19 protein-coding genes are annotated in these 22,885 nt (G+C 72.5%); 15 read left to right on the top strand and 4 right to left on the bottom strand.

Features of this window, described 5'->3' with window-relative positions; translation table 11 throughout:
• Positions 1–44 precede the first annotated feature (44 nt).
• The 13 genes from ACZ7DE_RS08275 to ACZ7DE_RS08335 all read left to right on the top strand — a co-directional run bounded on the left by ACZ7DE_RS08275 (position 45) and on the right by ACZ7DE_RS08335 (position 16,767).
• Positions 45–1,034, top strand: coding sequence for a ribokinase (locus ACZ7DE_RS08275; protein WP_470758910.1), 990 nt, complete (start codon positions 45–47; stop codon positions 1,032–1,034).
• The gene (gene rbsD, locus ACZ7DE_RS08280; protein WP_470758911.1) at positions 1,031–1,420 is read left to right on the top strand and encodes a D-ribose pyranase; all 390 of its coding nucleotides are present in this window, start codon (positions 1,031–1,033) and stop codon (positions 1,418–1,420) included. Before ACZ7DE_RS08275 ends, rbsD begins: the two co-directional genes overlap by 4 nt.
• A 650-nt stretch (positions 1,421–2,070) precedes the next feature.
• On the top strand, positions 2,071–2,403 hold the full coding sequence (locus tag ACZ7DE_RS08285; RefSeq protein ID WP_470758912.1) for a hypothetical protein: 333 nt from the start codon (positions 2,071–2,073) through the stop codon (positions 2,401–2,403).
• A 35-nt stretch (positions 2,404–2,438) separates the two neighbouring features.
• Entirely contained in the window at positions 2,439–2,750 is a 312-nt protein-coding gene (locus tag ACZ7DE_RS08290; protein ID WP_470758913.1) for a pore-forming ESAT-6 family protein, read from the top strand.
• A gap of 49 nt (positions 2,751–2,799) precedes the next feature.
• Positions 2,800–3,189: a DUF6507 family protein gene (locus ACZ7DE_RS08295; protein ID WP_470758914.1), complete on the top strand. Its 390-nt coding sequence runs from the start codon at positions 2,800–2,802 to the stop codon at positions 3,187–3,189.
• Positions 3,186–5,765: a hypothetical protein gene (locus tag ACZ7DE_RS08300; protein ID WP_470758915.1), complete on the top strand. Its 2,580-nt coding sequence runs from the start codon at positions 3,186–3,188 to the stop codon at positions 5,763–5,765. The genes ACZ7DE_RS08295 and ACZ7DE_RS08300 overlap by 4 nt, the downstream gene beginning before the upstream one ends.
• Positions 5,766–5,920: 155 nt before the next feature.
• The gene (locus ACZ7DE_RS08305) at positions 5,921–6,643 is read left to right on the top strand and encodes an immunity 49 family protein (protein ID WP_470758916.1); all 723 of its coding nucleotides are present in this window, start codon (positions 5,921–5,923) and stop codon (positions 6,641–6,643) included.
• 15 nt (positions 6,644–6,658) lie between these two features.
• Positions 6,659–6,928 (top strand): hypothetical protein, encoded by a 270-nt coding sequence (locus ACZ7DE_RS08310; protein ID WP_470758917.1) that lies wholly within the window; start codon positions 6,659–6,661, stop codon positions 6,926–6,928.
• Positions 6,929–6,944: 16 nt separating this feature from the next.
• Complete coding sequence (gene eccD, locus ACZ7DE_RS08315; protein WP_470758918.1) at positions 6,945–8,330, top strand: type VII secretion integral membrane protein EccD; 1,386 nt, start codon at positions 6,945–6,947, stop codon at positions 8,328–8,330.
• A 13-nt stretch (positions 8,331–8,343) separates the two neighbouring features.
• Complete coding sequence (locus ACZ7DE_RS08320) at positions 8,344–9,765, top strand: hypothetical protein (protein ID WP_470758919.1); 1,422 nt, start codon at positions 8,344–8,346, stop codon at positions 9,763–9,765.
• Positions 9,766–9,850: 85 nt separating this feature from the next.
• Positions 9,851–13,837 carry a type VII secretion protein EccCa gene (gene eccCa / locus ACZ7DE_RS08325; RefSeq protein WP_470758920.1) on the top strand — a complete coding sequence of 1,329 codons (3,987 nt, stop codon included), beginning with the start codon at positions 9,851–9,853 and terminating at the stop codon, positions 13,835–13,837.
• Between the two features lie 26 nt (positions 13,838–13,863).
• Positions 13,864–15,240, top strand: coding sequence for a DUF6177 family protein (locus ACZ7DE_RS08330; protein ID WP_470758998.1), 1,377 nt, complete (start codon positions 13,864–13,866; stop codon positions 15,238–15,240).
• 315 nt (positions 15,241–15,555) lie between these two features.
• Positions 15,556–16,767 (top strand): esterase/lipase family protein, encoded by a 1,212-nt coding sequence (locus ACZ7DE_RS08335; RefSeq protein WP_470758921.1) that lies wholly within the window; start codon positions 15,556–15,558, stop codon positions 16,765–16,767.
• Positions 16,768–16,858: 91 nt separating this feature from the next.
• Here the strand turns inward: ACZ7DE_RS08335 and ACZ7DE_RS08340 are convergent, their stop codons facing one another.
• Positions 16,859–17,131, bottom strand: a complete 273-nt coding sequence (locus ACZ7DE_RS08340) for a GntR family transcriptional regulator (protein ID WP_470758922.1) — start codon at positions 17,129–17,131, stop codon at positions 16,859–16,861.
• 402 nt (positions 17,132–17,533) lie between these two features.
• On the opposite strand from ACZ7DE_RS08340, the gene ACZ7DE_RS08345 reads away from it, so the two are divergent.
• Complete coding sequence (locus tag ACZ7DE_RS08345) at positions 17,534–17,794, top strand: hypothetical protein (RefSeq protein WP_470758923.1); 261 nt, start codon at positions 17,534–17,536, stop codon at positions 17,792–17,794.
• A gap of 75 nt (positions 17,795–17,869) precedes the next feature.
• Here the strand turns inward: ACZ7DE_RS08345 and ACZ7DE_RS08350 are convergent, their stop codons facing one another.
• Genes ACZ7DE_RS08350 through ACZ7DE_RS08360 form a run of 3 tightly spaced genes read right to left on the bottom strand, consistent with a single transcriptional unit; the run spans position 17,870 to position 21,011 of the window.
• The gene (locus ACZ7DE_RS08350; RefSeq protein WP_470758999.1) at positions 17,870–18,670 is read right to left on the bottom strand and encodes a sugar phosphate isomerase/epimerase family protein; all 801 of its coding nucleotides are present in this window, start codon (positions 18,668–18,670) and stop codon (positions 17,870–17,872) included.
• Positions 18,671–18,702: 32 nt separating this feature from the next.
• A complete protein-coding gene (locus tag ACZ7DE_RS08355; RefSeq protein WP_470758924.1) occupies positions 18,703–19,857 on the bottom strand; it encodes a dihydrodipicolinate synthase family protein in 1,155 nt (384 codons plus the stop codon).
• On the bottom strand, positions 19,854–21,011 hold the full coding sequence (locus ACZ7DE_RS08360) for a Gfo/Idh/MocA family protein (protein WP_470758925.1): 1,158 nt from the start codon (positions 21,009–21,011) through the stop codon (positions 19,854–19,856). Before ACZ7DE_RS08360 ends, ACZ7DE_RS08355 begins: the two co-directional genes overlap by 4 nt.
• Before the next feature lie 300 nt (positions 21,012–21,311).
• Between ACZ7DE_RS08360 and ACZ7DE_RS08365 the strand changes: the two genes are divergently transcribed.
• Positions 21,312–22,358, top strand: coding sequence for a LacI family DNA-binding transcriptional regulator (locus ACZ7DE_RS08365; protein WP_470758926.1), 1,047 nt, complete (start codon positions 21,312–21,314; stop codon positions 22,356–22,358).
• Positions 22,359–22,885: the final 527 nt, after the last annotated feature.

A 22,885-nucleotide genomic window follows, 5' to 3' on the forward strand; every position in this document is an offset into this window, starting at 1 on the left:
AGCGGGACCGCCCGCCTCACGTCACGTATCAGGGGAGTTCTTCCATGTACGACTACGACCTCCTGGTCGTGGGGTCGGCCAACGCCGATCTGGTGATCGGGGTCGAGCGCAGGCCGGCGGCCGGGGAGACGGTGCTGGGATCCGACCTGGCCCTCCACCCCGGCGGCAAGGGCGCGAACCAGGCCGTCGCGGCCGCGCGTCTCGGGGCCCGCACGGCGCTGCTGGCCCGGATCGGCGACGACGCGCACGGGCGACTGCTGCTCGACTCGCAGCGGGCTGCCGGGGTCGACACGGTGGGCGTGCTGGTGGGCGGGGCGCCCACGGGCGTCGCGCTGATCACCGTGGACCCGTCGGGGGACAACAGCATCGTGGTGTCGCCGGGCGCGAACGGCCGGCTGACCCCGGCGGACGTCCGGGCCGCGACCGGCCTCTTCCACGCCTCCCGGGTGGTGTCGGCGCAGCTGGAGATCCCGTTGGAGACGGTCGTGGAGGTCGTCCGGAACCTGCCGCCGGACGGCCGTTTCGTGCTGAACCCCTCGCCCCCGCGGGTGCTGCCGGCCGAGGTGCTGGCGGCCTGCGACCCGCTGATCGTCAACGAGCACGAGGCGAGGGTGATCCTCGGCGAGGCGTGCGTGGGCGACGAGCCCGAGGAGTGGGCGCGGATCCTGCTCGCCAAGGGGCCGAAGTCGGTGGTGGTGACGCTGGGTTCGCAGGGCGCGCTGGTGGCGTCGGCGCGGGAGGGCGTGACACGGGTGGCGTCGGTGCGGGTGGACGCCGTGGACACGACGGGGGCGGGTGACTCGTTCACCGCGGCGCTGGCGTGGCGGCTGGGCACGGGTGCGTCCCTGGCCGAGGCGGCGGCGTACGCGGCGCGCGTCGGGGCGGTGGCCGTGACCCGGCGGGGCGCGCAGGAGTCGTTCCCGACGGCGGACGAGGTCGACGCCCTGTGCGGTGCCGACCCGGAGGGCAGCTCCCCGCCCGGCCGGGGGTCGGACCACGTGGCCGGGGCTTCTCGGCGAGGTGGGTCCCAGTGAAGAAGGCCGGGATCCTCAACCGTCATCTCGCCGGCGCGCTGGCCGAGTTGGGGCACGGCGACGGGGTGCTCGTGTGCGACGCGGGCATGCCGATACCGGACGGCCCCCGGGTGGTCGACCTCGCCTTCCGGGCGGGGGTGCCGTCGTTCGCGGAGGTCGTCGACGGGCTGCTCGCCGAGCTGGTGGTGGAGGGCGCGACGGCGGCGGAGGAGATCAGGGACGCCAACCCGGCGGCTGCCGGACTGCTGGCGGGCCGCTTCCCGGCGCTGTCGTACGTCGCGCACGAGGAGCTGAAGGAACTGTCCGCGGGAGCCCGGCTGGTGGTGCGCACGGGCGAGGCGCGACCGTATGCGAACGTCCTGCTGCGGTGCGGGGTGTTCTTCTGACGGAACCACGCCGCCCGCGGCCCCGCCGGCACCGGGCCGCGGAAAGCTTCGAGGGGGCCCGGTCCGTCGACCGGCCCCCCTCGGCTTTTTCCCCTCCGCATCAGAACCCCCGCGATCCCCCCGGATCCCCCTCCAGAAGCCCTGACGCCCTGATGCCCTGTACGACAGGCATGGGCGGGTGAGGGTTGCACGACTGCGCGGAATTTCTCGGAGTGAATGCGACGGGCGTCCGGCACGCGCCCGACCTGCGCGGCGATGGAGCAGCGGGCGCAACGGTTCGGGTCCACGAGCCCGACCGCGGCGCAGGCGTGGATGAGACCGGAGACCTGTTCGTCGCCGCCCATCGCCAGGAGAGTGGAGGGGTCGAGGACGTGGTGCTCGGTCCGGCTCAACGGTACGGCTCCCCGTCGGCCAGGACCGCACGGTGAGCGGCCGAGGCCTCCCGCATCTCGCGCCGCGTCCCGGCGGGGTCCTCGTCCGACGGATAGGGCCCGGAGCGCCCGGCGAGCAGCGTCCGGCGGCGGTCGCCCCTGTCCCGAACCTGTCCGGATTGCGTCACACCGTGATCAACGGCGTTGCGTCCGCAACGGATTGTGCGACAGCATGCTCGAACAGGTATGTGATGCGTACGTGACGCGCGGGGGTGACACGTGAAGTTCGACATGGGATCCACGGCCCTTTCGGATCTGGGCAAGAGCACGGTCGGTTCGAGCACCGACCTGGGCACGCTGATTCGGGGGCTCATCCAGGCGGCCGAGCCGCTGGAGGGCAAGTTCAACGGCTCCGGAAAGGTCGCCTTCGACTCGTTCAAGACGCGTGCGGACGAAATCACCGCCGCGCTCAACGAGTCGCTCGGCGCGATCCTCGAAGGCCAGGGCGGCATGGACACCGCGTTCGCCGGCGGCGACACAGAGCAGCACGACAACGCCAACAAGAACATGGGCGCGGCCAACTTCGACGCGGCCCGCTTCGGCGCGCGCTAGAGCCGCAGACCGACAACCACAGGGGGTTTGTGACGATGGGCCAGAATCTGGACCGCCGTTCGTACGACACCGGCGCTTCGGGCGAGGTGCAGGGTGGACTGCAGGGGATCGTCGGACAGTTGGAGACCGTGCTGGCCGACCGCGACAAGGCCGTGAAGGCCGCCATGGCCGACTTCCAGGCCGACGGGGTGTCCGAGGAGTACCACGGCAAGGAACTCCGCTGGAACCGGGCGGCCAACGAAGTGCGCAGCATCATCCAACTGGTGCGCACCACCCTCGAGGACAACGACGGGACGGCCCAGTCGACGATGGCGAAGGCACGGGCGGCGGTCGACAACATCGGCTGACGCGAGCGCGTCGGCGATACGACGGCACACGGGAGTACGGGGAATCCACATGACGGGGTGGGACATCTCGCCGTCGGGCGTGCAGCACGTTCTCACGGAGACGGCGAAGGCGGCCGAGGGCCTCTCGGACACCGGGAAGGCCCTGCAGGAGACCATGCCGAGCGCGGCGGCGTCCGCCGGCACGATCCAGCAGGGCGGCGTGGAGAAGAGCGGGGTCCAGGGGCCGGTCGCGGCGGCGCTGGGCGAGTTCTTCACCGCCTACCAGGAGAAGCTGGCGTACGTCGCGGTGCGCACGTCGAACTCCCTCAACGGGGCGGCCACCGCGACCAACGCCTACGTCAAGGGCGATCTGGACATGGCCGCGCAGGCCCAGGCGAAGGCGCTGAAGGAACCGAAGATCGACCTGCCGGGTGCGGGCGGGCAGCAGGGGGGCAAGTGAGCGCGGACCTCATCGACCCGCAGAACATCCCGCAGTTCACCGGCGACCTGGAACAACTGGGCACGGACTCGATGCTTCTGACGGCGGAGGCGCTCGTCTTCCGCCAGTCGGGGTCGGACGTGCACACCCGCTTCCAGGGGCTGTCCGCGTGCTACACGGCCCCGGAGGCGGATCAGTTGTTCGCCACGACGGCCCCGGTGGCGGCCAAGGCGGACGAGTTCGCCGACGACCTGGAGAAGGTGGCGGCGGCCCTCAGCTCGTACGAGACGGAGGTCCAGCCGCTCGTGGCGAAGCTGAAGAGCCTCAAGCAGCGCGCGGAGACCTTCCGGCACGAGATCGCGGGGGACGACCACTGGCGCGAGGACGACGACAACGTCCAGCTCAACAACGACCTGGTGCATGACGTCACCGCCACGACGGCCGCCTTCTGGCAGGCCGAGATCACCTGCCACAACAAGATCACCGCGCTGGTGGGCGGGACGACGCTGATCCTCGAGGACGGCGCTCAGAAGCGGCTGATGAAGCGCGGGACCAGCACCTACGGCTTCACCGCCGACCTTCTGAACCAGTCCGAGGAACTGCCCTGGGGCAAGACCGTGGAGAAGGAGCGGCACGGGCTGGACTGGCTGGGCCACCAGGTGCTGGACTTCGGCAAGGGCTTCTTCGTCGACGGCGTGTGGGGCACGATCCGGGGCCTCGGCACCCTCGTCGGCGTCGACGGCTGGGACGCGGCGGGCGAGGCCTGGAAAGGGCTCGGCAAGCTCGTGACGGGCCTGGCCATCACCGCGGTCCCCGTGCTCGGCGACGTGTACTGGAGGATGCCCGAGGACAAGCTGCCCGCCTATCTGCGCGACTCGCGCAACACGGTCAAGGAGGCGGGCAAGGCGCTGGTGGCCTGGGACGAGTGGGGCAAGAACCCCGCCCGGGCGGGCGGCGCGGTCACCTTCAACGTCCTGACGACGGTCTTCACCGGAGGCGCCGGAGCGGCGGCGAAGGGCGGGGCGGTGGCCCGTACGATCGGCGCGCTCGGCAAGACGGCGCGGCTGGTCGACCCGATGACGTACATCGGCAAGGCCGCGAAGTTCGGCACGGTCAAGGTCGCCGACCTGTTCACCGGCCTGCGCGGCGTGCACGCGGGCGCTTACGACGACCTGCTCTCCGGAGCGGGGCGCGTCCAGCCGGACGGCAGCGTGGTGCGCGTCGCGGACGACATGCCGGTCATCCGCGACAACGTCGTGCAGTGGCCGGACGGCACCCGCCTCAACCTCGACGACGGCTCGGTCGTCCGCCCGGACGGCACGGCGGCCCCGGCGAAGGTCGAACTGTCGGCAGCGGACCGGGACTTGCTGAGGCAGAGCCTGCCGCACGACGAGGGGGCGCTGGTCGGGGCGGGCGACCGGGCGGGCGCCCATGCCGCCGGAGACACGGTGGGCCATGTCGGCGGCGACGCGACGGCACGGGGCGGCGGCCACACGACGCCGACCGCTCACGCCACCGAGCACGCGGGCGGCGGCCGGCGCACCGACACGGTCCCGGCGCGCGACACCGGCGGACACGCGACGGGCGGCGACCACGGCCATGCGGGCGGCGGGGCCGACAGCGGCCACGTACCCGCCCAGCACGGCGGAACCGGGGGCGGCCACGGAGGCGGTGACGGCTCGGACGGGTCGCCGTCGGGCAGCCACAACCAGCTGGAGCACGAACGCGAGATCATGCGGCAGCAGGTCGAGCGGGCCAACAACGACCCCCAGTGGTTCAAGGAGCACTACCGCGAGAACGGCTACCGGCGCTCCACAACCGCCGAGGGCGGATACGGCCAGGCCGTGCCCCAGCTCGCACGCAACCCGTTCGCGCCGCCCGAGTGGATCGCGGCCAAGGACATGCCCCCGGCGATCAGAGAGCACTACGTGCACAAGGATCCCGTGCTGGGCAAGCGCTCGGATCTCTCCCCCGACACACTGCGCCACATGGACGAGCAGGCGGCGAAGCGGGACGCGGCCGTCACGGCCGACAAGGCTGCCGAGCGCAGGCTCGACGCGGCTGAGAAGGCGTACAGCGCGAACCCCACGGACGAGCTGGCCGCCGCGAGGGATCTCGCCGACAAGACGCACTCACCGCTCCACGGCGACGCGAACCGGCAGGCCGAACTGCTCGGCGAGGACGCTGCCGAACACCACGCGATACCGGAGCACTACGAGGGCGCGGTGCGCCTGGACGACGGGGCGTTCGGCAACAACCGGTTCGACCAGGTCTACCGTACGCCGGACGGCCGCTATGTCGTCGTCGAGGCGAAGGGCTCCACCCAGGCCGACCTCGGAGTGCGCAAGGGGCACAGCGGGCGGTTGGTGACCCAGGGGACACGGGAGTACTTCGAGACCATCCTCAAGGAAATGGAGAAAAGGGCGGATCGAAACGCACGGAAAGCCCCTGCCGCAGCCGACGCCGAGCGCGCTTTGGCCAAGGACCTGCGAACCGCGCTTGACGACGGCAACGTGGACTATGTCCTGGTCAAGGCAGATTTTAACGGGCCCACATACGCTGGGTACCAGATGAAGCAGTTCGACCTCACGAAATGAGCAGATCCCTCATGCCCACGCGCATTACTCGCCCCGTGGACGGAAATAATCCGAATCCGGATGAGTTTCGGCAAAGGATCAACGAGAAGACCCTCGGTTACATCGAGCGTCTGGAAGAGCACCCGCAGAGCTTCGGTTTGACGTTCAGCGGTGCGTTGTCCAGTGCCAGCCTTCTGACGCTGGACGACCCCACGGCCAAGGTGCTCGAGACCTGGGAGGCCTGGGTCATGGCCATGCAGGTGGGGTCCGCGTTGTTCGCGGCGGCGACCGCTCCCGAGGGAACCACCGTGCCCTGCCTCATCGCGCACGAGGTGCGGAACATCCCGGCCGTGGGGCCCACCCACTTCACAGACGCCGGTACCTGGTTGGACGCCTTCTGGCTGGCCGTGGTCTGCCGGGACCAGGCGCGGATGACCGCGTTGTGCGAGGTGCCGATCGAGACGCTGCGGGCGTCCGGCGCGGTGTTCGAGGAGTACATCTACCACTGGGTGGACGCCCTCCAGACGTACTGGCTGGAGAGGCCGGGGCTCGGGGACAAGCTCGTCGCCGCGTTCGACGGCACCGATCCGGACCGGCTGCGGATCGTCGACCGGGAGCTGATGCTCAAGGTCCTGTTCCCGCCGCTCAACCTCTTCCACCGGTTCGTCGCCCAGGACCCCGTCAAGTTCAACGAGGCGCTCGTCCGCGCGCTCGAGCTGCACAAGGAGTACTGGACCGCGAACCCGGAACGTGAGGAGTCCGGTGACGGCGACATCCCTCTCGCCGTCCTCGCGATCACCTGTCTCGCGTACGACGCCGGCCGTCCGATCGAGGTCGAATCCGAGTACCTGCCCGAGCACCTGCTCAAGCGCAGTTGGCTGGGCGAGTTCCCGACGTGAGGTAGGTGAACCGGCATGACCGCGCAGGAATACGACAGCCAGCTTCTCGAGTCCGTGTCCGTGCGGCGGAGGCGGCTGCGGGACGCCCTGCTGTTCGGGGCGCAGCGGCAACGGCGGGCCGTGGACGAGCGGGTGGGGAAGGCGGTCGCCGGGACGGTGGTCGCGGCCGTGCTGTGCGCGGGGTGTGTGGGGTGGTCGTTCGTGTCGCACCGGGTGATCGGGCAGAGCACGAGCCCCTACTCCCCCGGTGTTTCCACACCATCCGACAGTCCTACCGGCCGGTGATAGGTTCGCGAACGTGATGTCTACGGGGGCCTTGAGTCGTAAGGCGGCCGGTGGGCCGGCCGTGCTGAGTCGCGTCACCCTCGTCGGTGAGCGGCGCCGTGTCGACCTCGTGCTGCCCGCGCAGGAGCCGGTCGGGGTGCTGCTGCCCGAGATCATGCGGCTGCTGGACGACCACGCACAGGAGCGGCCCGCCGCGCGTCACCTCGTCACGGTCGACGGCTCCGCACTCGATCACGACAGCACACTGGAGACGGCGGGCATCCGCGACGGCGCCGTCCTGCGTCTCGTCCGTGTGGAGGACGCTCCGCCCGCACCCGTCGTGCACGACGTCAGCGACGAGGCGGCGGAGGATCTCGGCCACCGGGCAGGGCAGTGGGGGCCCGGTGCGCGGCGGGTCACTGCGGGGATCTCGTGCGTGGGCTGGATGGTCGTCGCCGCTCTGTTCGCGCGTGCGCACTACGACCGCACCGCCGTCGCCGGTGCGCTGCTCGCCTGCGCCGGTGCGGTCGCGGTCGCCGGTGCGGTCCTGGGGCGTCTGCGCAGACAGGCCTCGGCCGCGACCCTCCTGTGCGCCGCCGGTCCCCTCGGCGTGCTGGGCGTGTGGAGCCTCGTCGACGGTCTCGGCGGGGATGCCGCGGGGGCTCTGCGGCTCGCGGGGGTGGCCGCCGTGAGCGCGGTGGTCCTCGTCCTGCTCGGACTGTTCACGCCGCTGGGGCGGGGCGGCGTCGTGGGCGCCGGCGCCGTGGCCCTGACCGCCGTCGGCTGGGAGGCCGTGATCGCCGTGCAGTCGGGCGCCGGGACGGCGGAGCAGCAGGCCCGTGTCGGGGCCGTCCTCGGCGTCGTCTGCGTGGTGGTGCTCGGAGTGCTGCCACGGCTCGCGCTGATGGCGTCCGGTCTCTCGGGGCTCGACGACCGCCGGGCCGGCGGCGTCTCCGTCAGCCGCTACCAGGTGTCCGCCGCTCTGGCGGCCGCCCACCGTGGGCTGGTGCTCGCCACGATCACCGTGGCCGCGTCGGCCGCCGCGGCCGCCGTGCTGGCGCTGCGGTCCCCCTCCTTGTGGACAGTGCCGCTCGCCGTGGTCGTCGCGGTGGCGCTGGCTCTGCGGGCCCGGGCGTTTCCGCTGGTCGCCGAGGTGGTCGTGCTGCTGGCCGCCGCGGCGGGCGTCGCCGTACGGTTGCTGGTGGTGTGGGCGGAGCGGTCCTCGGCCGCGGAACCGCTGGTCGTCCTCGTCGTGTTGGCGGTTCTGCCGCTCGTCGTGCTCGCCGTGCAGCCGGCCGAGCACGTGAGGGTCCGGCTGCGGCGGGTCGGCGACCTCCTCGAGTCGGTGGCGGTCATCGCGCTGCTTCCGCTGCTCGTCGGCGTGTTCGGTGTGTACGGGCGACTGCTCGACACCTTCGCTTAGGAGGCGCGGCGGCATGACACAGGGGGATCAGTGGCGGGAGCGGCCGCCGGCACACGGCGGTGGCGGCGACTGGCAACGGGACGTGCTGCGCGAGCTGAGCGGCGGCATGGCAGGCGGCCGCCCGGACACGGACGCCCGGGCCGATGGGACCGGGCAGCCGGATGCCGGTGCGGGCGGTGGCCGGGAGGCGGCCTCCTCCGCCCGGCCGGGCGAGCCCGCGCTGCGGCTCGTGCACCCGGCACCCTCACGGCCCGCACCCTCGCACCCCACACCCTCGCCGCCCGCGGCAGCCGCGGCGGGGGCGGCCTCCGACGGCGGCCCGTCCGGCCCGCGCACACCCGTCCCGGGGGCCCCGCCCGCGGCCGTCCCCTCGACCGCGCCCGGGACACCGGGCAGTGCCGTGTCCCCCGCCCTCGAATCCGGTGTTCCGGCCGTCGACCAGCCGGACCCGGAGCGGCCCGCGACGCCTGCTCCACCCGCCGCGCCCGTCCGCGACCCCCGCCTCCCCGCGCCCCCCGCTCCCGAGTCCTCCCCCACCCTCGATCCGCGTCTCCTCCTCGCCCTGGGACGACCCCTGCACGGGGACCCCGTGACCCGGCGCACGGGGCGGGCCTTGCGCAAACTCACCTCGTCCGTCGCCCAGGACGTCGCCGAACAGACGCGGATCGCCCGGGAGTTGCAGCAGCCCGTCACGACGGGCCGGGTGGTGGCCGTCACCTCCATTCGCGGCGGCGTCGGCAAGTCCACCGTCGCCGCGTTGCTCGGGCGCACCCTCAACCACTACCGACACGACCTGGTGCTGACGCTGGAGGCGGATGCCGCGCTGGGCACCCTGCCGGTGCGCATGGGCGCGGAGGCGGTGCGCTGGACGTGCGCCGATCTCGCGCCGATCCTCAACCCGTCCATGCAACTGACCGACGTGACCGGCTACTTGGTACCGGTGTCGGACGGCGGCTGGTTGCTGCCCGCGAGCCGGGGCCAGGTCGGCGCCCCGCTCGACATGACGACGTACCGCAAGGTGACGCTGGCGCTGCGCCGCTACTTCGCCGTGACCGTCGTCGACTGCGAGACGCTGCCCGGCGAGGTGGCCCGTACGGCCATGGACACCGCGCACGCCCGGGTCGTGGTCGCGCCGACGACGGCGGAGGGCGTCGGCGCCACCCGTCAGGTGCTGGACTGGCTGGCGCGGTTGCCGCACTCGGCACTGGCCACGACGGTCGTGGCACTGGTCTCCGGCACTCCCCACACCGTCCTCGACGACAAGGCGGCCGCCGCGCATCTCAGGGAGCCGGGCGTCACCGTCGTCACCGTGCCGTACGACCGTCATCTGGCGGGTGGCGGTCCCATCCGCACCGACCTGCTGGCGCAGACCACGCAGCACGCCGTTCTCCGGCTGGCCGCCGAGGTGATGGGGCGCGCGGTGAGGGTGCGATGAGCACCCGTCCGGCGGGGCGCGCTCCGCGTCCGCCCCGCCCCGCCCACCTCACGACCGTCACGACCCGCTCCGGAGAAGTCCGCCTGTGACCCTGCAGATCGTCCACCGGCCCGCCCGCAGCACCCGACCCCTCGAAGCCGCCCGGCCCCGCACGGTCGAGGCGCCGCCCAACCTGCCCGAGGGGAAGATCGGCAACGCGGCCACCGCGCTGCTGCCGATGGCCGGCGTCATGGGTTCCGTGATCATGATGACCGTGATCCGCAACAGCCGGTTCGCGGTGCTGGGCGCGGTCGTACTGGTCTTCGCGCTGCTCGGGGCGGTGGCCCTGTTCCTGTCGCAGCGCGGCAAGGCGCAGCGCACCCGGCGTACCCAGCGCGAGCGCTACCTGGAGTACCTGGAGGACCTGCGGGAGGAGTTGGGGGCGGCCGAGCGCCGGCTGCGGGATGCGGAGCGGGAGCTGAACCCGTCCCCTGAAGCCCTGTACGACCTGGTGCGGGATCCGGCCCGGCTGTGGGAGCGGCGCCGCCAGGATGCCGACTTCCTGCGGGTGCGGGTGGGCCTCGGTGACGTACCGGCCCAGGAACCCGTCCTTCAGCAGAGCGGCGCGGGCGGTGTGCTGACGCCGCCGGACCCGTTCATGCTCAACGAGGCGCGCGCCCTGCAACGCCGGTTCGCGACGGCCACCGACGTGCCGTTGCCGGCGCCGCTGGACCGCGCCGGGAACGTCAGCGTCGTCGGTGACCGGGAGGGCGTCCTGCGGGTGGCCCGGGCGCTGCTCGTACAGACGGCGGTGACGCACGCGCCGGACGACGTGGCGCTCGCACTGGCCGTGCCGGGCGAGCGGTCGGCCGAGTGGGAGTGGGCCAAGTGGCTGCCCCATGTACTGGATCCGCAGGCGCACGACGGCCCCGTGGCCGCCCGCCGTATCGCTCCCGACCTGAGGCAGCTGGCCGAACGGCTGCGCCATGAGCTGGGCCGACGATCCGCGTACGCGGCGGAGGTACGGCGCGGTCTGGCCGACCGGAACGCGCTGCGGCTGGCCGGCCGGTTGCTGGTCTTCGTCGACGCCCACGGAGAGCCGGCCTGCGACCTCCCGCGCCCGGACTCGGCGGTCGGGCTGCCCGACATGGGCGTCACCGTGGTGCACCTCCTCCAGGAGCAGGTTCACGAGCCGGACGAGGTGAGCGTCCGCATCAGCGTCCACGGCGACCGGGTGGTCGTCGACGATCTGCGCGGCTCCACCGCCGAAGGCACCGTCGACCCGGTCACCGTCGCCGGCGCGGAGGGCATCGCCCGCCTGCTGGCCCCGCTACGGCTGTCACCGGAGTCCGCCGCCGAGGGCACCCCGGTCACCGGACCGGTCGGCTTTCCCGTGCTCCTCGGCGTCGCCGACCCCGCCGAACTCGATCTCCCCACCCTGTGGAAACCGCGCAGTGAACGTGACTTCCTCCGCGTGCCCATCGGTGTGACCGATCGTCACGAACCCGTCCTGCTCGACCTGAAGGAGTCCTCCCAGCTCGGCATGGGACCGCACGGCCTGTGCGTGGGGGCGACCGGTTCCGGCAAGAGCGAGCTGTTGCGCACCCTCGTGCTCGCGCTGGCCGCCACCCACGCTCCGGAGGACCTCGCCCTCGTCCTGGTGGACTACAAGGGCGGCGCCACGTTCGCACCCTTCGCCGAACTGCCCCACGTCGCCGGGATGATCACCAACCTGGAGAACCGGGCCGGCCTCGTCGAACGAGTCCACACCAGCCTCGCCGGCGAGGTCAGGCGCCGCCAGCAGGTCCTGAAGGACGCCGGGAACGTCGCCGACATCGGTCACTACGCCGTGCTGCGCGCCACGGTGAAGCCGGACCTCGAACCGCTCCCGCACCTGTTCGTCGTCATCGACGAGTTCGGCGAACTCCTCACCGCCAAACCGGACTTCATCGACCTATTTCTGTCCATCGGCCGCATCGGCCGCTCCATCGGCGTGCATCTGCTGCTGTCCAGTCAGCGCATCGAAGGCGGCAAGCTCAAGGGTCTGGACACCTACCTGTCGTACCGGCTGGGCCTGCGGACCTTTTCCGCCGACGAGTCCCGCACGGTCCTCGACACCACCGATGCCTTCCATCTGCCGCCCCTGCCGGGATTCGGCTACCTGAAGGTCGACACCTCCACCTACGAACGGTTCAAGGCCGGGTACGTCTCCGGCGCGCACCGCGGGCCGGCGGTGCGCGACCGGGACGGCGAGGAACCCCCGCTGGTTCTGCCCTACCCGACGTACAACACCACTCAGCGGGCCGAGGAGCAGACGGCGGAGGAATCCACCGCCACCCGACGGGAGACCGGCCCGACCGTCCTGTCCCTCATGGTCGGCCGGCTCGCCGGTGCCGCGCCCGCCGTCCGCCGCATCTGGCTGCCCCCGTTGCCGGACGCCGTCACCCTGGACGCGGCCGCGGGACCGGTCCGGGTCTCCGAGCGCGGACTGCAGCTGGCGCGCGCCACGGGCGGGATGCGGGTGCCGCTCGGCGTGCTCGACGACCCGGCCCGGCAGTGGCAGGGCCAGTGGGTGCTGGACCTGACCATGGCCGGCGGTCACGTGGCCGTGATCGGCGGCCCCCAGTCCGGCAAGACGACGCTCCTGCGGACCTTCGTCCTGTCACTGGCGGCCACCCACACCCCTCGGGACGTCGCCGTGTACGGCCTGGACCTGGTGGGCGGCGGCCTCTCGGCGCTGGCCGCCCTGCCGCACGTCGGCGGCATCGCGGGCCGGGCCGACCGCGAACGCGCGGCCCGTACGGTCGCCGAGGTCCGGGCCATGCTCGCCGAGCGCGAGACGGTCTTCCGCGAGCACGGCATCGACTCCGTCGACCAGCTCCGCCGGCTCCGCGCCCAGGGCCGGCTGCCGCGGCTCGGCTCCACCGACGTGGTCCTCGTCGTCGACGGGTTCGGTGCGCTGCGCGACGACTTCGCCGACCTCGACGAGTCGATCGCCGACCTGTTGAAGCGGGGCGGCGGCTACGGCATCCATGTGGTGGCGGGCATGCTGCGCTGGAACGACGTCCGCATCGCCACCCAGTCGCTCTTCGGCACCCGCGTCGAGCTGCGGCTGAACGACCCCGCCGACTCCTCCGTCGACCGCAAACTCTCCGAGACCCTCTCCCCGGACACACCCGGTCGGGTGCTCACCGACGGCAAGCTGTTCGCGCAGGCGGCCCTGCCCCGCCTCGACGGCTCGCCAACGACCGGCGACCTGGGGCCGGCCCTGGACGAAGCGGCCCGGACCGTCCACGCCACCTGGCCCGGCGAACCCGCGGCCCCGGTGCGGGTGCTGCCGGCCCGGCTGCCGGCGACCCGGCTGCCCTCGCCGGCCGCCGAACCGCGGCGGATACCGGTCGGCCTCGACCAGGACGCCCTCGCTCCCGTGCTGCTCGACCTCTTCGGCGGCGACCAGCACCTGCTGATCCTCGGCGACAACGAGTGCGGCAAGACGAACCTCCTGAAGCTGATCGTCGCCGGTCTCGTCGAGCGGTACTCCGACGAGGAACTCGTCTTCGGCGTCTTCGACCCGCGCCGCGGGCTGCGCGGCATCGTCCCGGAGCCGTACCGGGGCGGATACGCCCACAACGCCACCCTCGCCGCCGCCCTCTCCACGGGCATCGCCGCCGAACTGCAGAAGCGGCTGCCGGAGACCGCGGATCCGGACGCGCCGGAGACCGACGAGCCCTCCTTCCGGGGCCCGCGGATCGTCATCCTCGTCGACGACTACGACATCCTCACCACCGCCGGACAACAACCCCTCGCGCCCTTCCTGCCGTACGTCTCCAGCGCCCAGGACATCGGCCTGCACTTCGTCCTCGCACGCCGTACCGCCGGGGCCTCGCGCGCGCTGTACGAACCGCTCCTGACCACCCTGCGCGAGACGGGCTCCAGCGCCCTGGTGATGACCGGCGACCGCACCGAGGGACAGCTCTTCCCCGGCCTGTACGCCTCCCAGCAGCCGCCCGGCCGCGGCACCCTGGTCCGCCGCGGCCGCCGCCACCAGCTCGTCCAGACCGCGCTGACCGGAGCCGAGAAGGAAGAGTCGTGAAGGACGTCATCGCCCTCACCCCCAAGATGCCGGACACCTGGGCCCTGCTGGCCGGCCTGTACGCGGGCGGGCCCGGGACGAACGTGACCGCCGGGTCCGAGGGCGCCGTGCTGCGTCTGTGCGCCCCGGACGGCAGGCCCCTGGTGTCCGTGGAGGCGCCGCTGCTCGTCCAGGTCCCCGGGGAGGCCGAACGGCTGCTCGGCCGGGACGTGCCCGTGCCGTTCTGGTGGACCGAGGCGCGCGCCTCCGGCGCGGTGCCCGAGGCGGAGCGGCTGGCGGGTTCGGTGTGCGGGCGGCTCGCCCTGCTGCTGGGCGGCAGCACATGGCCCGAGGCCAGTGCGAACACCGGGGTCGTGGACGTGAGCGCGGCGCTCGCACCGGACGACGGGCAGCCGGTCGTGGACGTCCTCACCGAGAGCACGGCCGTCGTCCTGACCGACCGGCCCGTCCTGGCCCTGACCACCTGGCTCTCCGCGTTGCTGCGCAGCACGGCGCAATCGGGCCGCGCCCTGCAGATCGTCACCCCGCCGCACGTCCGGCTCAGCGCCCCGGCCCGCGCCACCCTCCTGCAGGTGCCCAACCGCTGGGTCGTCCAGGACCCGGCGCAGGGCTACTACGACGGACTGTCCGGGGCGGTGCTGCGCTGGCAGGGCGGGACATTCGCGCCGGCGCTCGCAGCTGACGGCGCGGCGTCGGTCGCCGAGGCGTTCGGGCGGACGTCCCCCAGTGCCGAACGACAGCTGATCGTGGCGTTCCGCACGGTGCTCCCCGCGCAGGAGGACGTCGTCCTGGGGGAAGGCGTGGAGACGGCCTGGCGGGCGCTCACCGGCTCGCCCCCGGCCGGCTGGGGCACCGCGGAACCCGTCAACCTGCCGTGGTCGCCGCGGCGGCTGACCGAACTGGCACGCGACCGGGCCCCCGAGCCCACCCACCTGGTCGTCGCCGGACACCCCGACCGGCCCGCGCTGGGGTGGATCCGGGTCACCCGGACGACCGCGGGCGTCGAGCAGGACGTGACACTGACCCTCGGGTACGGGGACGGTGAGGCGCCGCCTCTGGACGCGATCACGCCGCTCGCCGAAGCCCTCGTCGAGGGGCACGGCCTGACGACGATGCTGGCCTCCGTCCGCCGGGCCTCCCGCGACCTCACCACGGCGCCCGTGCTCCAGGCGCCGCCCCTGCCGGTGGCCTTCACCCTGGGCGCGCACGACGTACGCGGCATCGGACTCACCCACGCCCGCCGCCCGCCCCTCGCGGTGCGCCCCGTCGCCCTGGGCCCGGCCTCCGCCCCGGCCCTGCACTACCCGCTGGGCGACGGGACGGACGCCCGTACCCTCACCGAGCTTCAGCAGTTGGCGGCGCATCTGCGGGCGGGGCTGCCGGATGCGGAGCGGGAGGCTTGACGGCCTCTTCCAGCCAGGACCGAAGCTCGCACCGAACGACGAACGTCGCCCGGTGTACGTGGTGGAGGGCAAGGCCGTCGTGGTTCTCAAGGCCCGTTGTCACTACGGTGACCGCCGATCGACGGCCGCTGCCCGCCGCTCCTCGGCGAACAGCGGAGCGAACGAAACAGGCCAGTGGCACATGCCGTGCGCATCAAACGCCTCCCGGGTACAAATGCATCACTTGGAATGAACGGCGCAGGTCAAACGGGTGATGCGGGCAAATCGCCCTCCATGATGTGGTCGTTCACCGCCCCTCCCACAAGGAGCACGACCATGTCGGAAACGGCCGAGCCCAACGTCGGCGCTTTCACCCTCGGTGCCGCCATCACCACCGAACCCCCCAGCCCGGTCGAGGTCCCGGAGCACGAGGACTGGACCCTGCCGAACGGCTTCGCCTGGATCTTCCGGGGCGAGGGCAACACCACCCCCGGCAATCTCGTCCGCCCCGTGATCATGGCCGACGGTTTCAACCTGGGCCGCAGCGAGCTCGACAAGCTGTACCAGGGGCTGGAGGGCGGCTACCCCTTCATCAGCGAACTGCGCCGACGCGGCAGGGACGTGATCCTGCTCGGGTTCGAGGAGCGCTCCGCGTCGATCCTGGACAACGCGGAAGCCGCCGTGGCCGCCGTCATGCGGGCCAACGCCGAGAAGCAGGGCGACGCCCCGTTGGTCGTCGGCGGGTTCAGCATGGGCGGCATCGTCACCCGCTACGCACTGGCCAAGCTGGAGACGCAGCGGATGCACCACCAGACCGCGCTGTACTTCTCGTACGACAGCCCGCACCGCGGCGCCTCCATCCCCATCGGGGTACAGGCGTTCTCGTACTTCATCCCGTTCGCGAACGACTTCGCGAAGCAGATGGACAGCCCGGCGGCCCGTCAGATGCTCTGGCGCCACTACGACAAGGACACCGGGAAGATCGAGGTCGCCAAGGAGCGCACCGAGTTCCTGGCCGCGCTCGACCGGATGGGCGGCTGGCCGCGGATCCCGCGTCTGCTCGGCATCGCCAACGGCCGCGGCGACGGGATCGGCCTGCCGGACGTCACGCCCGGTGAGATGGCGCTGCGGATCGACCGGATCTACCCGGGCACCACCTTCTACACCCAGGCCCAGGGCGACGACGTGACGGTCGCCTACCTGAACCGGCGGTTCCCCGCGGCAGACGAGACCATCACCACCGACGGCTTCCCGGAGTTGGACGGCGCGCCCGGCGGCACCCTGCACACCTACAAGATCCTCGCCGACGCGATGCGGAAGCTCGGCGGCACGGTGGATCTGCGGCACGAGGAGGTGTGCTTCGTGCCGTCGGTGAGCGCGGTCGCCATCCGCGACATCGAGGCACAGGCCGACCTGTACGCGAAGGTCGACGACCTGTCCCCGGAGGACAGCGAGTTGGACGACTTCGTCCTTTCATCGACGACCACGCCGCACACCGGGATCACCGAGGAACTGTGCACCTGGCTGCTGCACCGCCTGCCCGACTGACCCTCCGCGTCACGCCCAGGCATCACCGGGGCCGCCTACCGCTCGCACCTGGCGGAGGGCGGCCCCCTTCGCGCTCCCCGGTCCGGCGGTACTAGGCAGGCGGCGCGGGCGTCTCGGGGGCGGGTGGCAGGGGGTCGGAGACGAACGAGCCGCGGGCCCGTACCGTCACCACGAGCCCCCTGTCCCGAAGGATGTCCAGAGCGCGACGGACTGTGCCCGGGCCGACTTTGTGCTCGTGCGTCATGGTCAGTTCGCCCGGCAGCCGCGTGCCCGGCGGGTACTCACCGGCTCGAATCTTCCGTTCGATGATCGCGGCGAGCTGTTCATAGACGTACTGCGGTGAATCGGGGCTGATCTTGTCCACCCGATGACCGTATGCCGCCACCCTCTACTGCGCATTACTTAGTACTACTACCAACCACTACCTACCACTATCGCTATTGGGCTAGGCTCCCGAATACCAAGACGCCCCGGTGGGAAGGGTGAGAGCTTCCACGCCGGGGCTGTGCCGACTATGAAGGAGTCGACCTGTGCGCAGCCTACTGGGCCTACTGGCCGCGATCCTGAGCCTTTTCCTGCCTCCGCGCGGAGCGCACCGCGCACTCGGGCCTTCGCCCTGTCCGGCCGTCCCCCCGCCGTACCCCGCCCGCGCAACCGGAACGCGGCCGGTCCCCGCGGACGTGATCCTCGCCGACGGGCTGCCTCTGGTGCGCCCGTACCTCGTAGCCCTGGGCCACCAGCTCCACGTACCGGCGGGGGCCGCCGCATGAGCGCGCGGCGCTTTCGCAGCGTCGGCGTCGACCCCGCCACCGGCAAGGAGGCGTTCGTGGTCGCGCGTCCCGGCGGGGTGCTGGAGGAGCTGGCCGACACGCACGCGCTGAAGGCCGCCGCCGTCCTGGTGACGGTCGTCGAGGCCGTGTTGGAGGGAGGCAGGTCGTCGGACGCCGAACTCGCCGCCTTCGTACCGTCGCTGCACGCGGCACTCGTGGAATGCGTCGGCATCATGGCGGCGGACAGGGAGCGCTGACGTGGAAGGGCCTGCGGGCGCCGGCGGTCTCCGACGCCCGCAGCCTTCGGACCCTGTGCGGCCCAGCGCCGTCACTCAGAGGTTCAGGTTCCTCGTGAACCGCTCCGCCGTCTCCGTCAGGACCTCGCGGCCGTCCCGCGCCCACAGGCCGTCGTTGAACAGCTCGACCTCGATCGGGCCCGTGTAGCCGGCCGCCTCCACGTAACCCTGCCACTCGCGCATGTCGATCGCGCCGTCGCCGATCTGGCCGCGACCGGTCAGGACTCCCTCGGGCAGCGGGGTCGTCCAGTCGGCGAGTTGGAAGGTGTGGATGCGGCCGCCCGCGCCCGCGCGGGCGATCTGGGCGGGGGCCTGGTCGTCCCACCAGACGTGGTACGTGTCGACCGTGACGCCGACCTGGTGGGCCGGGAAGCGTTCGGCCAGGTCGAGGGCCTGGGCGAGCGTGGAGACCACGCAGCGGTCGGAGGCGTACATGGGGTGCAGGGGCTCGATGGCCAGCTTCACCCCGTGCTCCTCGGCGTACGGGCCGAGTTCGGCGAGGGCGTCCGCGATGCGTTCGCGGGCTCCGTGCAGGTCCTTGGAGCCGGCGGGCAGACCGCCGGAGACCAGGACCAGCACCTCGGTGCCGAGGGCCGCGGCCTCGTCGATCGCGCGGCGGTTGTCGGCGAGGGCCGCCGCCCGCTCGTCGGGGTCGATCGCCGTGAAGAAGCCGCCCCGACACAGGGTCGTCACCGTCAGGCCCGCGTCCCGGACCAGCTTCGCGGTCGCCTCCACGCCGTACGCCTTCACCGGCTCGCGCCACAGGCCGACGTTGACGACGCCCAGGTCCCGGCAGGCGTCGGCCAGTTCGGGCAGCGACAGCTGCTTGACCGTCATCTGGTTGATGGAGAAGCGGGACAGGGAGCCGGTCACTGGGTCACTCCGTACAGGGCGAGCAGGTTCCTCATCCGCTCCTCGGCGAGCTTGGGGTCGGGGAACAGGCCCAGCCCGTCGGCGAGTTCATAGGCGCGGGCGAAGTGCGGGAGGGAGCGGGCCGACTGCAGGCCGCCGACCATCGTGAAGTGCGACTGGTGTCCGGCCAGCCAGGCCAGGAACACCACGCCCGTCTTGTAGAAGCGGGTGGGGGTCTGGAAGAGGTGGCGGGAGAGGTCGACCGTCGGGTCCAGCAGCTCCCGGAAGCCGGTCACGTTCCCCGTGTCGAGGACGCGGACCGCTTCCGCCGCCAGCGGGCCCAGCGGGTCGAAGATGCCGAGGAGGGCGTGGCTGAAGCCCTTCTCGTCGCCCGCGATCAGCTCGGGGTAGTTGAAGTCGTCGCCGGTGTAGCAGCGCACGCCCTGCGGCAGCCTGCGCCGGATGTCGATCTCGCGCCCCGCGTCCAGCAGCGAGACCTTGATGCCCTCGACCTTGTCGGGGTGGGCGGCGATGACCTCGAGGAAGGTGTCGGTGGCCGCGTCCAGGTCGGCCGAGCCCCAGTAGCCCTCCAGCGCCGGGTCGAACATCGGGCCCAGCCAGTGCAGGATCACCGGCTCGGCGGACTGGCGCAGCAGATGGCCGTAGACGTCGAGGTAGTCCTCGGGGCCGGAGGCGGCGGCCGCCAGGGCGCGGGACGCCATCAGGATGGACCGCGCGCCCGACTCCTCGACGAGGGCGAGCTGCTCCTCGTAGGCGGCGCGGACCTCGGCGAGCGTGCCGCCGGCGGTCAGCTGGTCGGTGCCGACGCCGCAGGCGATGCGGCCGCCGACCGCCCTGGCCTCGGCGGCGGAGCGGCGGATCAGCTCGGCCGCGCCCGCCCAGTCCAGGCCCATGCCGCGCTGGGCGGTGTCCATCGCCTCGGCGACGCCGAGCCCGTGGGACCACAGGTGGCGGCGGAAGGCGAGGGTGGCGTCCCAGTCGACGGCGGCGGGCGAGTCCGGCGACACGTCCGCGAAGGGGTCGGCGACGACGTGCGCCGCCGAGTACACCGTGCGCGAAGTGAAGGGCGCGCCGGGGGTCGGTGCGAAAGGTTCGGCGCGGGGCTCGTAGGCGCGCAGGGTGCCGCTCGCGTCGGGCAGCCGGAGGGTCACAGCGTGACCTCCGGGACGTCGAGGCGGCGGCCCTCGGCGGAGGACTTCAGGCCCAGCTCGGCGAGCTGGACGCCGCGGGCGCCGGCCAGCAGGTCCCAGCGGTAGGGGGCGTCGGAGTAGACGTGCTTGAGGAACAGCTCCCACTGGGCCTTGAAGCCGTTGTCGAACTCGCCGTTGTCGGGCACCTCCTGCCACTGGTCGCGGAAGACCTCGGTGGCGGGGATGTCCGGGTTCCAGACCGGCTTGGGGGTCGCGGAGCGGTGCTGCACGCGGCAGTTGCGCAGTCCGGCGACGGCCGAGCCCTCGGTGCCGTCGACCTGGAACTCGACGAGTTCGTCGCGGTGGACGCGCACGGCCCAGGAGGAGTTGATCTGGGCGATCGCGCCGCCCTCCAGCTCGAAGACGCCGTACGCGGCGTCGTCGGCGGTGGCGTCGTAGGGCTTGTCCTGCTCGTCCCAGCGCTGCGGGATGTGGGTGGCGGTGAGGGCCTGGACGGACTTCACCCGGCCGAACAGCTCGTGCAGGACGTACTCCCAGTGCGGGAACATGTCGACGACGATGCCGCCGCCGTCCTCCGCGCGGTAGTTCCAGGACGGCCGCTGGGCGGCCTGCCAGTCGCCCTCGAAGACCCAGTAGCCGAACTCGCCGCGGATGGAGAGGATCCGGCCGAAGAAACCGCCGTCGATGAGCCGCTTCAGCTTCAGCAGGCCCGGCAGGAAGAGCTTGTCCTGGACGACACCGTGCTTGACGCCCGCCGCGGTGGCCAGTCGGGCCAGCGCCAGGGCGCCGTCGAGGCCGGTGGCGGTGGGCTTCTCGGTGTAGATGTGCTTGCCGGCGGCGACCGCCTTCGTGATCGCCTCCTCGCGGGCGGAGGTGACCTGGGCGTCGAAGTAGATCTCGACGGTCGGGTCGGCGAGGACCGCGTCGAGGTCGGTGGAGACGTTGAGCGGGTCGAGGCCGTGCTGTTCGGCGAGCGCCTTCAGGGCGTGCTCGCGGCGGCCGACGAGGACGGGTTCCGGCCACAGCACGGTGCCGTCGCCGAGGTCGAGGCCGCCCTGTTCGCGGAGGGCCAGGATGGAGCGGACGAGGTGCTGGCGGTAACCCATGCGCCCGGTCACGCCGTTCATGGCGATCCGCACCGTCTTGCGTGTCACGTCGATCCCTTCATTGGCGTCGTGCGCAGCCTGCCTGCGCGTTTCGTACGCGGTTGTACGCGCCGCGTACGCCTCTTCCTGATCAGCGTTACAGCAAGCGCTTTCTATCCAAGGAGAAGCTAGCCTCTGAGCGGTGGTCCGGACAAGACCGTGTCCATCCCGAGTTGTTCGAGGGGGCGAACAACGGGGGTCCGGGGCCGTAAGGTCTGCTCGACACGCCCGGAACCGCGTCCGCACAGGTCGCCGTCCACCAGGGCGTACGACGACGTACGACGAGATGCGTGACCGGAGGACGACGAGATGACGGTGACCCTGGCGGACGTGGCGGCCCGCGCGCAGGTCTCGCCCGCGACGGTGTCGCGCGTGCTGAACGGGAACTACCCCGTGGCCGCTACCACCAGGGAGCGGGTGCTGCGGGCGGTCGACGAGCTGGACTACGTGCTGAACGGCCCGGCGAGCGCGCTGGCCGCGGCCACGTCCGACCTGGTCGGCATCCTGGTGAACGACATCGCCGACCCCTTCTTCGGGATCATGGCGAGCGCGATCCAGTCGGAGATCGGGGGGCCCGGCGGCCGGGCCGGGGGCGAACGGCTGGCGGTGGTCTGCAACACCGGGGGCTCGCCGGAGCGTGAGCTGACCTATCTGACCCTGCTGCAGCGGCAGCGGGCGGCGGCCGTGGTGCTGACCGGCGGAGCCGTGGAGGACGAGCCGCACGCGACGGCCGTGGCGGGGAAGCTTCGCCGGCTGGGCGAGGCGGGCACGCGCGTCGTGCTGTGCGGCCGGCCGCCGGCGCCCGAGACCACGGCGATCGCACTGACCTTCGACAATCGCGGCGGCGGGCGGGCGCTGACCGAGCACCTGATCGGGCTCGGGCACCGGCGGCTCGGCTACATCGCGGGCCCCGAGGAGCGCACGACCACCCGGCACCGGCTGGAGGGCCACCGGGCGGCGCTGGCCGCGGCCGGCATCGAGGAGGACCCGCGCTGGACCGTGCACGGGCGGTACGACCGGCAGGCCGGTTACGAGGCGACCCTGGAACTGCTGCGCCGCGACCCCTCCCTGACGGCGGTCGTCGCCGCCAACGACTCCGTCGCCCTCGGCGCCTGCGCCGCGCTGCGGGAGTCGGGACTGCGCATTCCCGAGGACGTGTCGGTGGCCGGCTTCGACGACCTGCCGTTCAGCATCGACGCGGTGCCCTCCCTCACGACCGTGCGGCTTCCGCTCGCGGAGGCGGGGGCCCGGGCGGGGCGCATCGCCATGGGCCGCGAGGAGCCGCCGCCCGGCGGGATCGCCACGATCCGGGGCGAGTTGATGGTGCGCGGGTCGTCCGGGGCGCCGCGGGGCTGAGGCTGCCGCGGGTCGGCAGCGCCGGTCGGCAGCGCGGATCGGCAGCGCCGGTCGGCAGGCGCGTCAGTCGGGCCGCCTGGTGCCGCGCCCCGCAGGCGAGGGGACGGGCCGGCGCGGAATCTGCACCGGACTCCCGAGGCGGGCCGGGCCGGGGCGTGTGCGGCTGGGTCGTGGGAGCCGGGTCATGTGCATGCCGGGTTGTGAGCGACCGGGGCGTGAGCGGGCCGGGGCGTGAGCGCCGGGTCGTCCTGCGGGCCGGGTTGTGAGCAGCCGGGGCGTGAGCCGCCGGGGCATGTGCGAGCCGAGAAGAGCGCCGGGTCGTCTGCGGGCCGGGTTGTGAGCAGCCGAGGCGTGAGTGAACCGGGTCGTGAGCGGCCAGGGCGTGAGCCGCCGGGGCATGTGAGGGCCGGGGCATGTGCGGGCCGAGACGTGAGCGCCGGGTCGTCTGCGGGCCGGGTTGTGAGCAGCCGAGGCGTGAGTGAACCGGGTCGTGAGCGGCCAGGGCGTGAGCCGCCGGGGCATGTGAG

It is taken from the genome of Streptomyces sp. NPDC037083, from assembly GCF_055606485.1.

Excerpts from the sequence above, each read along its gene's own strand:
- ACZ7DE_RS08275 (WP_470758910.1), top strand. The coding sequence starts at position 45 with ATGTACGACTACGACCTCCTGGTCGTGGGGTCGGCCAACGCCGATCTG.
- ACZ7DE_RS08290 (WP_470758913.1), top strand. The coding sequence starts at position 2,439 with ATGGGCCAGAATCTGGACCGCCGTTCGTACGACACCGGCGCTTCGGGC.
- ACZ7DE_RS08295 (WP_470758914.1), top strand. The coding sequence starts at position 2,800 with ATGACGGGGTGGGACATCTCGCCGTCGGGCGTGCAGCACGTTCTCACG.
- ACZ7DE_RS08310 (WP_470758917.1), top strand. The coding sequence starts at position 6,659 with ATGACCGCGCAGGAATACGACAGCCAGCTTCTCGAGTCCGTGTCCGTG.
- eccD (WP_470758918.1), top strand. The coding sequence starts at position 6,945 with ATGTCTACGGGGGCCTTGAGTCGTAAGGCGGCCGGTGGGCCGGCCGTG.
- ACZ7DE_RS08320 (WP_470758919.1), top strand. The coding sequence starts at position 8,344 with ATGACACAGGGGGATCAGTGGCGGGAGCGGCCGCCGGCACACGGCGGT.
- ACZ7DE_RS08330 (WP_470758998.1), top strand. The coding sequence starts at position 13,864 with ATGCCGGACACCTGGGCCCTGCTGGCCGGCCTGTACGCGGGCGGGCCC.
- ACZ7DE_RS08335 (WP_470758921.1), top strand. The coding sequence starts at position 15,556 with ATGTCGGAAACGGCCGAGCCCAACGTCGGCGCTTTCACCCTCGGTGCC.
- ACZ7DE_RS08345 (WP_470758923.1), top strand. The coding sequence starts at position 17,534 with ATGAGCGCGCGGCGCTTTCGCAGCGTCGGCGTCGACCCCGCCACCGGC.
- ACZ7DE_RS08350 (WP_470758999.1), bottom strand. The coding sequence starts at position 18,670 with ATGACGGTCAAGCAGCTGTCGCTGCCCGAACTGGCCGACGCCTGCCGG.
- ACZ7DE_RS08365 (WP_470758926.1), top strand. The coding sequence starts at position 21,312 with ATGACGGTGACCCTGGCGGACGTGGCGGCCCGCGCGCAGGTCTCGCCC.